Genomic DNA, 13324 nt, shown 5'->3' on the forward strand with positions numbered 1-13324 from the left:
TTTGCCATGCTGGAGCGGGTGTTCGGGCTGAAGGAAAACGGCACCACGGTGCGCACGGAGATCATGGCGGGGGTCACCACCTTCCTCACCATGGCCTACATCATCTTCATCAACCCGAAGATCCTGGCCGACGCGGGCATGCCGCACGGCTCGGTCTTCGTCGCCACCTGCCTGATCGCGGCCTTCGGCAGCCTGGTCATGGGGCTCTATGCCAATTATCCCATCGCCATCGCCCCCGGCATGGGGCTGAACGCCTATTTCGCCTATGTCGTGGTCATCGGCATGGGCTACACGTGGCAGGTGGCGCTCGGCGCGGTGTTCATCTCCGGCGTCTGCTTCATGCTGGTGACGATCTTCCGCATCCGCGACGCCATCGTCGACGGCATCCCCCATTCCATCCGCATCGCCATCACGGTCGGCATCGGCCTGTTCCTGGCGATCATCTCGCTGAAGAGCGCCGGCATCATCGCCGCGAGCCCTGCCACCTTCGTCACCCTGGGCAATTTGCACCAGCCCACCGTGGTGCTGGCCGTCCTCGGCTTCTTCGCGGTGGCCGCGCTTTCCGTGCTGCGCATCAAGGGCGCGCTGCTGCTGGGCATCCTCGGCGTCACCGCGCTGAGCTTCCTGTTCGCCGGCAACTCGCTCTCCAGCCTGGTCTCGCTGCCGCCCTCCATCGCCCCCACCTTCCTCGCCCTCGACATCAAGGGCGCGCTGAACGCGGGCATCCTCAACGTGGTGCTGGTGTTCTTCCTGGTGGAGCTGTTCGACGCCACCGGCACGCTGATGGGCGTCGCCCGCCGCGCCGGCCTGCTGAAGGACGGCAAGATGGCGCGCCTCAACAAGGCGCTGCTGGCGGACAGCACCTCCATCTTCGTCGGCTCGCTGCTCGGCACCTCCAGCTCCACCGCCTATCTGGAGAGCGCGTCCGGCGTGCAGGAGGGCGGGCGCACCGGCCTCACCGCCGTCACCGTGGCGGTGCTGTTCCTGGCCTGCCTGTTCTTCGCCCCGCTCGCCGGCTCGGTGCCCGCCTACGCCACCGCCCCGGCGCTGTTCTACGTCGCCTGCCTGATGCTGCGCGATTTGACCGAGCTGGACTGGGAGGACATCACGGAGGTCATCCCCGCCGCCGTCACGGCGCTGATGATGCCCTTCACCTATTCCATCGCCAACGGCGTCGCCTTCGGCTTCATCTCCTATGCCGGCATCAAGCTGCTCACCGGCCGGGCGCGGGAGGTGAAGTGGATCGTGTGGCTGATCGCGGCGGTGTTCGTGTTCAAATATGTCTATGAAGGCGCCGCCGGGTGACGGCGGGCGGCCACCGCATCGCCCTGCGCGCAGGCGCCATCTCCTTCCGGGGCAATCCCTTCCTTGCCCCGGCGGAGGACTGCTTCACCCACGAGCCCGACGCCCTGCTGGTGATGGAGGGCGGCCGCATCGCCGCCTTCGGCGCCTATGACGCGGTGCGCCCGACCCTGGCCGAGGGCACTGAGATCCGCGCCTTTCCGGACGCGCTCCTGTGCCCCGGCTTCATCGACACCCATGTGCATTACCCGCAGACCGAGATGATCGGCTCGTTCGCGGGTGAGTTGCTGGACTGGCTCGACGCCTACACCTTCCCCACCGAGCTGAAGTTCGCCGATCCCGCCCATGCGGACCGCATCGCCAGGGTGTTCCTGCGCGAATTGCTGCGCGCCGGCACCACCACGGCGATGGTCTATTGCACCGTCCATCCCCAGTCCGCCGAGGCGCTGTTCGCGGAGAGCGAACGCTTCGACACGCTGATGATCGCCGGCAAGGTGCTGATGGACCGCAACGCGCCGGACGGCCTGCTGGACCGCAGCGTCCGCCAGGGCATCGACGAGAGCGAGGCGCTGATCGCCCGCTGGCACGGGCGCGGCCGGCAGCTCTATGCGGTGACGCCGCGCTTCGCCGGCACCTCGACGGCGGAGCAGTTGGAAGCCGCCGGCCATCTGCTGAAGCGCCACGACGGCCTGTTCCTCCAGACCCATCTCAGCGAGAACCGGACGGAGATCGACTGGATCGCCGGGCTGTTTCCCGAGCGGGCGGACTATCTCGACATCTATGCCCATGCGGGGCTGGTGGGGCCGCGCTCGGTGTTCGGCCATGGCGTGCATCTGCAAGAGCGGCAGTTCTGCACCTGCCACGAGACCGGGGCGGCGCTCGCCCACTGCCCGACCTCGAACCTGTTCCTCGGCTCCGGCCTGTTCCGCCTGTTCGACGCGCTCGATCCCCGCCGCCCGGTGCGGGTGGGGCTCGGCACGGACGTGGGGGCGGGCACCAGCTTCTCGGCCCTCGCCACCCTGAACGAGGCCTACAAGGTGGCGGCCCTCAGGGGCGACCGGCTGGACGCGCTGAAGGCCTTCTATCTGGCGACGCTGGGCGGGGCGCATGCGCTCCATCTCGACCACCGGCTGGGACGGCTGGAGGCGGGCTATGAGGCCGATGTCTGCGTGCTGGACCTGAAGGCCACGGACCTCATGGCCCTGCGCACCGCGCGCAGCACCGACATCGCCGACCACTTGTTCGCGCTGATGACGCTGGGCGACGACCGGGCGGTGGCGGCCACCTATGTCGCCGGGCGCTGCGTCTACGACCGGGCGCGGCCGGGCGATCCGTTCCGCCACGCGGCGGAAGCGTGAGCCCGCCGGCCTGTCCTACTGCCCCTTGCCCAGCACCATCACCGAGACGGTGCGCAGGATGATCCACACGTCGGTCTTCAGCCAGTCCCACGGGTCGAGCAGGCGCATGGCATAGGCGTGGTCGTAGCCGACCTTGGAGCGCACATCCTCGATGGAGCCGTCATAGCCCTGGTTCACCTGCGCGAGGCCGGTGATGCCGGGACGCAGGCCATGGGTGCGCTCCACATAGAAGGGAATCTCCTTCTCCAGCTTCATGAAGAAGGCCGGCCGCTCCGGGCGCGGGCCGACGATGGACATGTCGCCCTTCAGCACGTTGATCGCCTGCGGCAGCTCGTCGATGCGGGTCTTGCGCATGAAGCGGCCGACCGGGGTGATGCGCGGATCGTTGGCGGTCGCCCACACCGGGCCGGTACGCGCCTCCGCATCCACATACATGGTGCGGAACTTGTAGAGATAGAACAACTCGGTGCGCGTGCCGGTGGACCGGCCGACGCGGATCTGGCGGTAGAAGATCGGCCCCTTGGAGGTGAGGCGGATGGCCAGCGCCACGGGAATGAAGGCGACCGCCAGCACCAGGAAGGCCACCAGGCCGACCACGATGTCGAAGGCGCGCTTGCCGACGCGCACCAGGGGATGCACGTAGTCCAGTTCCTGATCCCCCGACGCGCCCATGATCGCTGAACTCTCGCTCGCCCGGCGCCACCGGCCGGTGTCGCGCCCGGTGATCTGGCGCGCCGCGCCGACCAGTCCCGCCGCATGGCCTTCCACGAAATAGCCCGCGAACCGTAGCACCCGTGGCAGGCGCCGGCCTGGATTCGCGATGGCGAACAGCGCCAGCCCGTAGAAGGCGACCTGCCCGGCCAGCAGGAGGCGGTAGAGGAGTGACGGCGAGAAGGCAAGCACGACGTTGGCGGCGAACATCACCACCAGCAGCAGCGGGGCGAAGGCCCGCAGCGCCTTGCCCGACAGGAAGACGAAGGCCAGCCCCGGCCGGCGCGGATCGGCAAGCCGCCACAGGCGCAGCGCCTGCTGCACGTTGCCGGAGGCGATGCGCACCCGGCGGCGGAACTCCTGGGTGCGGTGGGTACGCTCCTCCTCCGTCGCCACCATGGCCCGGTCATAGACCGCGCGTGCGCCGCCCGCGACCATGCGCATGGGCAGGATGACGTCGTCATTGATGGTGTCGGCGGGCAGGCTCTCCCACAGCTCGCGGCGGAACAGATAGAAGGCGCCGTGCACCCCCACCGGGGCGGCGAGCGCCGCCTCGTCCGCCTTGATGGCGGTCTGGTAGCGCCAATAGCCCGCCTCCCCCGTGCTGCCCGCCTCGCGCAGCGCATAGGTCGCGGCCACCACGCCCACCGCCGGATCGGCGAAATGCGCCGCCGCACGGCGCAGCGCGTCCGTCGACAGGCTGGCCGACACGTCGGTGAGGCCGACGATGCCCGGCGGCAGGCCGGCGATGACCTCGTTGAGCACCGCCACCTTGCCGCGGTTCTGCGCGAACGCCCGGACCTCGGCGTTCAGCCCGGCGCAGGCCGGCGCGGCCAGCGCCGCGGCGGCGCGCTCCGGCGTGCCGTCGGTGCAGCCGTCACAGGCGACGATCACCCTCAGGAGGTGGCGGGGATAGTCGAGCCGGGCGCAGTCCTCCAGCTTCTGGGCGATGAAGCCGGCTTCCTGATAGGCCGGGATCACCAGCGTCACCGGCGGCAGGGCGGCGTCCGGCACGGGGGCGGGGCCCGGCCGTCCGGGGCGGCGCCGGGCCAGCGCCCGCAGCAGCACCGGAAACATCACATGGTGATAGGCGACGCCCAGCAGGCTGAGCCAGAACAGGACCTGCGCGAGGATCATGGCGTGAGCAGGCGCCGATACGCCGCCACCATGCGCTCCCAGGAGAATTGCTCGGTGATGAAGCCGCGCGGCCCGACGGCGGGCGGATGGGCGAGCAGGTCGGCCAGCGCCGACGCCAGCGCCGGCGCGTCGCCCGCCGGCACGAGGCGGCTCGCCCCCGGCGCCAGCCCCTCGCGCACCGAGCCGACGTCGCTCGCCACCACCGGGATGTCGCAGGCCTGCGCCTCCAGCACCGAGAGCGGCAGCCCCTCGGCGCGGGACGGCAGCGCCACCACGTCGAAGGCCGGATAGACCACTTCCATGTCGCTGCGGTAGCCGAGGAACATCACCCGCTCGGCAATGTCGAGATCGACGGCCAGCGCCTGGAAGGCCTCGGCCTGGGAGCCGTCGCCCGCGAGCACCAGCAGCACGCCGGGCAGCAGGGCCAGCGCGCGCAGCAGCACGTCCTGGCCCTTCACCTCTTCCAGGCGGCCGGCGGCGCCGACGATGGCCCGGTCCAGCGGCAGGCCGAGCCGGGAGCGCGCCTCCGCCTTCCCGGCGGGAGCGAAACGGGCGGTGTCCACGGCGTTGCGGATGACCGAGATCCGCGACCACGGCATGAGCTTGCGCATGGCCGCCGCCACCGCCTCGGACACCGCCACCACCTGCGGGCGCGCCAGCAGGCCCACCAGCCTGGCGATCCAGCGGTCGCTGCGGCTGGCATAGTGCCAGACGTCGTGCTCCACATGGGCGATGACCGGCACGCCGGCGAGGCGCGCGGCGAGGCCGCCATAGAGCATCGGCCCGACATGGTGGGTGAGGACAGCGCGTGGCGCCGCCGCCTTGAGCTCGCGCGCGAGCTTCAGGATCAGTCCCGGATGGAGGCCGGCGGGCTTGCCGAAACCGGTGATTCGCAGCGGCAGGGTGCCGAGCAGCGGCCAGCGGCGCGTCATCTCCGCCTCCGTCAACTCGAGGCTGAAAATGACGTTCTCGCCGCCGAGGCGGAGCGACAAGTCTATGGCCAGAACCTCAAGCCCGCCGGGGGTGAGGCGCTGCACGATCTGAACGATGCCGTCCGGCAAGGCTGCCACCCTCAACCCGTTTTACGTCGACCCACCAGCAACGCTTTACCGCTTATTAAGGTAAATCGTTTGTTCTGGCGATGGTTAAGGACGGTGTCGCGAGTCGGGCGTGGGCTTACCCATTGGGTAGCGCCTGCAACGCCTGACCGGACAACGTTCGGCGAGGCCGGCTCAGCCGTCGCCTTGGGTTTCGCGCGGGGGCCAGCATGGCGAAGATGGTCAAAATCGCCGGCGACATGGACGCCGCCGCCATGTCTGAACTCAAGACCACTTTCGAAAGTCTGGGCGGCAGCCCCGAGGACGTCGTGCTGGACCTCGCAGAGGTGGAGTTCATGGATTCATCTGGCGTCGGCGGGATCGTCTTCCTGTACAAGCGGCTCCGGGTAGCGGGCTGCAAGCTGCGCCTGACCGGCGCGCGCGGCCAGCCGCTCCAGCTGCTGACCCACCTGCGGCTGTCGGACCTGATCGACGGAGGCCGCCCATGACCGGCCGCGTCTTCCCCCCCGCCTCCCCGCTGGCGCTGGTCGCCGCCCTGGCCGCGACCCTGGCGCTGGCCGGCTGCGAAACCAGCACCTACACCGCCTGGCCGCCGGACGGCGCCGGCGGCCTGGCCGAGCGCCGGCCCTCCACCGATGCCCGCATCGACCATCTCTCCGACCAGCTGGTCGGGCTGATCGGCCGCAACGCCCGCTATTACGCCGCCGCCGACACCGCCGACGCCGAGGCCCTGCTGATCCAGATCCGGCGGGAATCCGAAGGCACGTTCGGCGAGGACGCGGAAATCGACATTGCCCGGCTGAAGCAGAAGTTCGCCGCCATCGAGCGGCAGCTTCCGCGCCGCGCCGCCAGCGGCGGGAGCAGATGAGATGAACCCCCCCGCCGCCCGCCACGTCCTCGCCGCCCTGTTCGCCCTGCTGATGCTGGCGCTGCCGACGGCGGTCTTCGCCCAGCAGGCCGCCACCGCCCAGCCGAGCCTGCGCCTGCGGGTCGGCGATGTGCTGAGCATCGTCATGCCGGGCGAGGCCGCCTTCAACAAGGACTTCCTCGTCGACCGTAACGGCCGCGTCTCCCTGCCGGAAGTGGGCGACGTGGACGTGGTCGGGCGCACCCTGCCCGAGGCCATCGTGCTGGTGCATGACGCCCTCGCCCGCGCCTACCGCGACCTCGGCCGCCTCCAAGTGGAGCTCAAGGAGCGCCGGCTGCTGGTCACCGTGCTCGGCTACGTCGCCAATCCCGGCGAGGTCAACCTGCCGGTGGACGCCGGCATCCAGCAGGCCATCACCGCCGCCGGCGGGCTGCTGCAGGGCGCCCAGCTCGACAAGCTGCAATTGCGCCGCGGCAACCGCACGAGCGTCTTCGACTACAAGAAGTATCTCGACACAGGCGACACCCGCCTGATCCCGCAATTGCAGCCGCTGGACGTGATCTTCGTCCCGTCCTCCCCGGCCACCGGCAACGTGCAGATCAATTTCGACGCCCGCACACTGGCCGACCAGGGCGACGCCGCCGATACGACGAGCGCGGTCAAGGTGTTCGGCGAAGTCGTCCGCGCCGGCTCCTTCGGCTACAAGGAAGGCCTCACCGTCGTCGACATGATCATGCGCGCCGGCGGCGTCACCCGCTACGCCTCCACCGAGCAGATCCGCGTCATCAACGGCGGCGAGCCCATCGTCTTCAACCTGCGCCGCTATCTCGACACCGGCGACGACAAGCTGCTGCCGGCGCTGAAGCCCGGGGCCACCATCTTCGTGCCCAAGCAGGAGGAGGAGATCCGCCGCTCGGTGCGCACGGTCTATGTGATCGGCGAAGTGAACCGCCCCGGCCCGCTGGAAGCCCCGCCGGATGCGCGCCTGATCGAGATCCTGGCCAATGCCGGCGGCCCGACGCGCTACGCGGAGACCCGCCAGATCCGCATCCTGAAGGCGGACGGCGGCACCGAGCGGTTCGACCTCACGGCCTATACCGAAGGCAACCGCGTCCCGCTGCCGCTGATCCTGCCGGGCGACGCCATCTTCGTGCCGGAGAAGATCGAATCTTCCGACCGGCCGTCCTGGCTGAAGATCCCGCCGTCCCGCGCGGTGCAGGTCATCGGCGAGATGAACAAGCCCGGCCGCTACGAATGGTCGGACGAGATGAGCCTGCTCGACCTGCTGGGCGAGGCCGGCGGCCCGAACCAGCGCGCGGACATCGCGCACCTGCAGATCCTCCAGTCCGAGAAGGACACCGCGAACCCGCTGTCCTTCGACCTCCAGGCCTTCCTCTCCACCGGTGGGTCGCTGTCGCAGCTGCCGAAGATCCGCGCCGGCAACGTGATCCGCATGCCCTCGCTGCCGGAATCGCCCATCGACAACAAGGCGAAGTGGGTGCAGATGGCGAAGGAAGACGTCATCTACATCATGGGTCAGGTGCAGATCCCAGGCCGCTACGCGTTCAACAAGAACATGAGCTTCCTGGACATCCTGACCGCCGCCAACGGCCCCACCGGCACCGCGGACCTGCGCAACGTGCGCATCTCCCATCGCGGCCTGCCGGGCTCGAAGGTGACGCAGCTCAACCTGGCGCAGTATTTCGCCACCGGCGACGAGAAGCTGCTGCCCAAGGTGAAGACCGGCGACGTCATCTTCGTCCCCGACCGCACCAACAAGGACTGGTTCGACGACAGCAAGGAGAGCACGGTGCGCGTGCTCGGCGCCGTCGCCAAGCCCGGCCGCTACCGCTTCGACAACAGCATGACCCTGCTCGACCTGCTGGCCGAGGCGGGCGGGCCCACCAACGAGGCCTATCAGCAGAAGATCGTGGTGGTGAACCTCGGCTGCTGCCGCGAACAGGCCCGGGTGTTCGACCTGATCCAGTTCGCCAAGACCGGCGACATCCGGCAACTGCCGGTGGTGCAGGCGGGCGACACGGTCTACGTGCCCACCACCTCGCAGAGCGGCTGGAAGATCTTCGTGGACGGCATCCAGAACGTCCTGCCGATCATCTCGCTGATCGCCTACCTGTCCGGCGGCTGAACGCCGCTCCACCCCGGCGCGCCGCCGCGCCGGGGACGAAACCGGCGCCCGGGGTTGCTTTCGGTACGGCAAACCCCATTGTGACATCTGACCGTGCGGGGCCGCATCCACGCCTGCCGCGACTGGAGGAAGGAATGTGGGGCAGAGGTCTTCGCGAGGTTGAGACGGTCTTCCTCGCCACATTCGGCCAAGGGGCGCGGGTGGTCGGGGTCACCGGCGTGCTCAGCGACAGCGGCGTGTCCACCATGGCCGGGGCGCTTGCCGAGCGCTCGCAGCGCCAGAGCCGGACGCTGCTCGTCGGCCTCGCCGACCCCACCGCCGCCGTTCCCGCCCAGGCGACCACCTGGACGCCGGAGGACGCGGACCTGAGCGACTTCATCCTGCCGGACCCGCGCGGCTTCGACCGCCTCATGGCCGCGCCCATGCCGGAGATGAGCTTCGCCTTCCGCAACGCGGTCGCCATCCGCAACATGCTGGACCGGCTGCTGCGGACCTATGACGCCATCGTGCTGGACCTCGCCCCGGTGGAGCCGCGCGAGCGCGTCGCCGTGCCGGTGACGGCGGTCGCCTCCGCCTGCGAGAGCGTGATCATCGTCTGTCTGGCGGGGCGCGTCACCCGCGGCGCGCTGAACCGCGCCGCCGCCTCCCTGCGCCAGGCCAATGCCCCGCTCCAGGGCATCGTCGTGAATGATCGCTTCAACCCCACCCCGGGCGAGGAGATGGCCGACGAGGCGGAGCGCTTCGCTCCCATCGCCCCCGGGCTGGTGGACCGCTTCATCGCCGCGGTGCGCAACAGCAAGCTGCTCAACACCAAGCTCTGACCGGCGGACCGATCAGGCCGTCCGCATGCGGTTCGGCGCCTCGATGCGGGGGATGCGGGCGATGACCGGAACGCCGAGCACCCGGGCGAAATCCACCGGCCGGCGCAGGCGCGTGTCCAGCAGCTCGCTCGCCGCCGCCAGCGCCGCGCCCACCGCGCCGCCGCAGAACACGCCCGCCAGCAGGTACAGGAAATAGCCCGGCGACACCTTCGACGCCGGTTCGGCGGGCGCTTCCAGCACCTTCACGCGCTCCGGCGCCTCGAACAGGCCGAGCGCGCCGGTGACGCGGGCCATCTCGTAGCGCTTGGCGAGCGATTCGTAATTCTCCCGGGCGAAGGTGACCGCGCGGTCGAGCTGCTGCTGCTGCTGCTCGATGGGGCCGAACTCGGCGATGTCGCGCTGGAGGGCGGCGATCACCTTCTTCAGCTGCTCGACCTCGTTCTCAAGGCCGACGCGCTTGGCCTGCTGCTCCTGCAGGCGCTGAAGCTGGGAGACCAGCAGCGGCGTGGCGTTGCGGTTCTCATTGTCCTTCGCCTGCCCGCTGGCGGTGCTGCCGCCGATGCCGGCGGCGAGATTCCACAGCCGGTCGAGGTCGGACGAATCGATCGCATGGCTGTCGCTCAGGAGGTGCCGGCGCTCCTCCTCAAGGCGCTGCAACCGCCATTCGGCGGCCTGGACCATGCTGTGCTGGTCGGTATAGCGCGAGCGCAGGCTGGCCAGTTCGCTGGACGCCTGGATGATGTTCTCCTCGATGCGGCCGATCAGCGGATTGGTGGTGGCGAGGCGCTTGCGCAGGTCCTCCATGGTGGCACCGGCGATGGAAAGGTCCATCTGCTTGGTCTCAAGCTGCTGCTCCAGCCCGGCGAGGCGCTGCACCGTGTTGTTGTAGAGCGCCGGCAGCTTGTCGGCATTGGCGGTCTTGAAATCGAGGAAGGCCCGCTCGGCCTCGTCCAGCGAGCGGCGGCGCTCGGACATCTGGTCCTTCAGGAAGCGCTCGCTGTCCTGCACCGCGGTCCGCTCGGGCGAGACGATGCGCTCGACAAAGCGCCGCGACAGGGCCTGGAGGGTCTGGGCGGGCGAATTGGGATCGAGGCTGCGCACTCGCATCTCGACGATGTCGGTGCCGACAAGCTGGATGCTCACCGCCTCTGACAGCGAGCGCACCAAGTCATCGCGGGCCTTGGCGCTGGTCTCCGGGGTGACGCGGTGGAGATCCTCCAGCACCTTGCCCAGCACCACCTCGGAATGGGCCAGCGCAATCAGCGCGGACATGCGCTCCTTGAGGTTGGGATTGACCGCGATGTCGTTGAGGATCGGGTTGAGCTTCGAAGGCTCCTGGACGAGCAGCGTCATCCGCGCCTCGTAGCGCGACGGGGCGAGGCTCGCCGCCACCAGCGCCAGCGGCGGCAGCAGCAGGATCGGGATGAGGGCCAGGTACCGCCGCCGCCAGGCCACCTGGACGATATAGGCGAAGGTATCCGACGTGGTCTCGAACATGGTCCGTCAATCCGTCGTCCCGACCACGATCCGGACGGTGTCCGGAGGCATGTCGGGATCATAGAGCTGCTTGGCGTCGATCTCCGCCGGCAGCAGCGATCTTACCGTGCGCAGGCGTCGGTTCGCCAGCAGGGCCTGGTCGAAAGCCGAGGCTGCGGAGGCAGGACCTGCACTTATCATTACCTTTGCCTTATCAGGCACCTTGCCGGCCTTCCAGGCGGCGGCGAAAGCAGCCTGCGCCTTGGCGCTCGGCTTGTCCTCGCTGCCGTCGAACACGATCTCGAACTCCCGGCCCGGTGCCGGGCGCTTCGGCGTCGCCGACGGCGCTGCGCCGGCCGGCCCCGCGCCCGTGGCACTGGCGGCAGCGCGGGCCGACCCCGCGCCGGCCCCCGCCGGCGGCGCGCCAGCAGCGCCCTCGGCCGGCGCGGGCGCCGCGTTTTCGGCGGTGCGGGCGCGGGCCAGCATGGCCTCGACCGTGGTCGGCGACGCGCTGGGGTCGCCGCTGTTGGCGGCCTCGCGCGCCTGCCGCAGATGGTCCTCGGCCATGACGGTCGCCTGAATATTGGCCGGAATCATCGCCGTGGGATCCTGGGGGGCGGTCTGGCAGCCGGCCAGGGTAAGCACCAGCGGGGCGAACCACACCAGACGCCGCAGTCCGGGCCCACGCCCGGCGGCATCGCATTCCCTGGCCAATCCCCGCACCGCCACGCACATACTCCCGACGCAAGCGCAGTCCGGCGTCACTGTCGCTCAAACACGGATTTTTTGCGACCCGTTCCGGTTACGCGGCGCCATCCTCCACCGCTTGGGGGTTGCGCCCGACCGCCCACATGCGGCACGTCATCGGACGGACAGCGCGGGGGCGAAGCATGGGCACGGGACCGGACACTGCGGCAGCGAACGAGCGGCGGGCGCCGCTGCCGGCCTCGCTCTGGCTCGTCCTCGGCGCGCTGCTGGCGAGCTCCTACGCGGTCAAACTGGCCGTCTTCCACCTCGCTCCGAACATGAGCTATGCGGACGTGACCTTCCAGTATCTGGAGCAGGCGCACCAGCTGATGTACGGGCGCGGGCTGCTGCCCTGGGAGTTCGTCTCCGGCGCCCGCCCCTGGCTGGTGCCGGGCCTGATCCTGCCCGGCATGGAAGCCGCCCGGTTGCTGGGCGGGCAGGCGCAGGCGCAGATCTTCGGCGCCGCGGCGGTGTGCAGCCTGGTCTCGCTGCTGGTGATCCCGCCCGCCTTCCTGTGGGGCTGGCGCGCGGCGGGCACGGTAGGCGCTGTGGTCTGCGGCGCGATCGCCGCCTATTGGTTCGAGACGGTCTATTACGCCGGCCAGCCGCTACAGGACACCATCGCCACCTTCCTGCTCGTGCCCGGCGTCTACCTCGCCTATCCCGACGGCCCCGCCCGCAGCTTCCGGCGCCTGGTCTGGGCCGGCCTGTTCCTGGGCGCGGCGCTGGCCTTCCGCATCCAGCTCGGCCCCATCGTCCTGCTGGTGGGCGTCTGGGTCGCCCGGCTGGACATCCGCCGCTACGCCGCCTTCGTGCTCGGCGGCATCGGCCCGCTGCTGTTCCTCGGCCTGCTGGATTGGGCCACCTGGGGCATGCCGTTCCAGTCGATCATCAAATACGTGAAATACCAGTCCGCCAGCATCGGCGAGACCGGCGAGGGCCGCTTCGGCTTCGTACCCTGGTATCACTACCCCGGCTGGATCCTCGCCTATTGGTCCGGCGCCTTCGCGCTGATCGTGCTGACCGCCTGGGTGGCGGTGAAGCGGCTGCCGCTGCTGCTGGCCATCCCGGCCTTCAATCTGGCGGTGCTCGAACTCATCGCCATGAAGCACCCGCGCTATCTCTATCCCGGCGTGCCGTTCGTGCTGGTGCTGTCCGGCATCGGCGGGTCGCTGCTGGCGCTGCGGCTGTGGGAGGCGAGCACGCCGCGCTGGCGCATCGCCGGCATCGGCTTCGTCTTCGTGGCGCTCACTTCCGGCCTGCTCGGCGGCTTCGGCTATTTCGCCGCCACCTTCTCGCTCGGCCGGGGCACCATCCTCGCCACCCGCGCGGTGAATGCGGACCCGGCGAGCTGCGGCCTCGCCATCGCGCCCGGCAGTTCCTGGTGGCTGAGCGGAGGCTACGTCTATCTCAACGCCGACAAGGGGCTCTACGGCATCACCGCCGCCGATCCCGACTTCAAGGCGAGGAACGCCGCCTTCAACTACATCCTCGCCACCACCGAGCTGCCGGGCCAGCCGCTGGAAGACTTCGCCGGCCTCGGCTTCGAGCAGGTGGCGTGCTTTGCCAACGGCACGCGCGGCCCCGCCTGCCTGTGGAAGCGCCCCGGCACCTGCACCCCGGGCGCCGCCCCGCCCTTGAAGGCGAGCCTGCCGCCCTGGCTGGAGGAGGCGCGGCCATGACGACGCCCGCCCCGCTCC

General features: G+C 69.9%; 11 protein-coding genes. 7 read left to right on the top strand and 4 right to left on the bottom strand.

Annotation, left to right across the window (positions count from 1 at the left end):
• The first annotated feature begins 6 nt into the window (after window positions 1–6).
• Entirely contained in the window at window positions 7–1305 is a 1299-nt protein-coding gene (locus tag YU1_RS0126715; RefSeq protein WP_035716824.1) for an NCS2 family permease, read from the top strand.
• On the top strand, window positions 1302–2660 hold the full coding sequence (guaD, locus tag YU1_RS0126720; RefSeq protein WP_029006627.1) for a guanine deaminase: 1359 nt from the start codon (window positions 1302–1304) through the stop codon (window positions 2658–2660). The genes YU1_RS0126715 and guaD overlap by 4 nt, the downstream gene beginning before the upstream one ends.
• Window positions 2661–2675: 15 nt before the next feature.
• On the opposite strand, the gene YU1_RS0126725 is transcribed toward guaD, so the two are convergent.
• Window positions 2676–4508, bottom strand: coding sequence for a sugar transferase (locus tag YU1_RS0126725; RefSeq protein ID WP_051357446.1), 1833 nt, complete (start codon window positions 4506–4508; stop codon window positions 2676–2678).
• Entirely contained in the window at window positions 4505–5578 is a 1074-nt protein-coding gene (locus YU1_RS0126730) for a glycosyltransferase (RefSeq protein WP_029006629.1), read from the bottom strand. The genes YU1_RS0126725 and YU1_RS0126730 overlap by 4 nt, the downstream gene beginning before the upstream one ends.
• 197 nt (window positions 5579–5775) lie before the next feature.
• On the opposite strand from YU1_RS0126730, the gene YU1_RS0126735 reads away from it, so the two are divergent.
• The 4 genes from YU1_RS0126735 to YU1_RS0126750 all read left to right on the top strand — a co-directional run bounded on the left by YU1_RS0126735 (window position 5776) and on the right by YU1_RS0126750 (window position 9401).
• A complete protein-coding gene (locus YU1_RS0126735) occupies window positions 5776–6054 on the top strand; it encodes an STAS domain-containing protein (RefSeq protein ID WP_029006630.1) in 279 nt (92 codons plus the stop codon).
• Window positions 6051–6434 (top strand): hypothetical protein, encoded by a 384-nt coding sequence (locus YU1_RS0126740; RefSeq protein ID WP_029006631.1) that lies wholly within the window; start codon window positions 6051–6053, stop codon window positions 6432–6434. The genes YU1_RS0126735 and YU1_RS0126740 overlap by 4 nt, the downstream gene beginning before the upstream one ends.
• Before the next feature lies 1 nt (window position 6435).
• Window positions 6436–8580: an SLBB domain-containing protein gene (locus tag YU1_RS0126745; protein WP_035716827.1), complete on the top strand. Its 2145-nt coding sequence runs from the start codon at window positions 6436–6438 to the stop codon at window positions 8578–8580.
• A 134-nt stretch (window positions 8581–8714) separates the two neighbouring features.
• Window positions 8715–9401, top strand: coding sequence for a P-loop NTPase family protein (locus YU1_RS0126750; protein ID WP_029006633.1), 687 nt, complete (start codon window positions 8715–8717; stop codon window positions 9399–9401).
• Window positions 9402–9413: 12 nt separating this feature from the next.
• On the opposite strand, the gene YU1_RS0126755 is transcribed toward YU1_RS0126750, so the two are convergent.
• Entirely contained in the window at window positions 9414–10898 is a 1485-nt protein-coding gene (locus YU1_RS0126755; protein WP_029006634.1) for a GumC family protein, read from the bottom strand.
• A 6-nt stretch (window positions 10899–10904) separates the two neighbouring features.
• Window positions 10905–11606, bottom strand: coding sequence for a hypothetical protein (locus tag YU1_RS0126760; protein ID WP_156922526.1), 702 nt, complete (start codon window positions 11604–11606; stop codon window positions 10905–10907).
• Window positions 11607–11767: 161 nt separating this feature from the next.
• Between YU1_RS0126760 and YU1_RS0126765 the strand changes: the two genes are divergently transcribed.
• The gene (locus YU1_RS0126765) at window positions 11768–13306 is read left to right on the top strand and encodes a glycosyltransferase family protein (RefSeq protein ID WP_029006636.1); all 1539 of its coding nucleotides are present in this window, start codon (window positions 11768–11770) and stop codon (window positions 13304–13306) included.
• The last annotated feature ends 18 nt before the right edge of the window (window positions 13307–13324 follow it).

Source organism: Azorhizobium doebereinerae UFLA1-100 (genome assembly GCF_000473085.1).
GTDB lineage: Bacteria > Pseudomonadota > Alphaproteobacteria > Rhizobiales > Xanthobacteraceae > Azorhizobium > Azorhizobium doebereinerae.

Coding starts and splice junctions, on each gene's coding strand:
- YU1_RS0126755 (WP_029006634.1), bottom strand. CDS start 10,898: ATGTTCGAGACCACGTCGGATACCTTCGCCTATATCGTCCAGGTGGCC.
- YU1_RS0126740 (WP_029006631.1), top strand. CDS start 6,051: ATGACCGGCCGCGTCTTCCCCCCCGCCTCCCCGCTGGCGCTGGTCGCC.
- YU1_RS0126765 (WP_029006636.1), top strand. CDS start 11,768: ATGGGCACGGGACCGGACACTGCGGCAGCGAACGAGCGGCGGGCGCCG.
- YU1_RS0126750 (WP_029006633.1), top strand. CDS start 8,715: ATGTGGGGCAGAGGTCTTCGCGAGGTTGAGACGGTCTTCCTCGCCACA.
- YU1_RS0126725 (WP_051357446.1), bottom strand. CDS start 4,508: ATGATCCTCGCGCAGGTCCTGTTCTGGCTCAGCCTGCTGGGCGTCGCC.
- YU1_RS0126745 (WP_035716827.1), top strand. CDS start 6,436: ATGAACCCCCCCGCCGCCCGCCACGTCCTCGCCGCCCTGTTCGCCCTG.
- YU1_RS0126715 (WP_035716824.1), top strand. CDS start 7: ATGCTGGAGCGGGTGTTCGGGCTGAAGGAAAACGGCACCACGGTGCGC.
- YU1_RS0126735 (WP_029006630.1), top strand. CDS start 5,776: ATGGCGAAGATGGTCAAAATCGCCGGCGACATGGACGCCGCCGCCATG.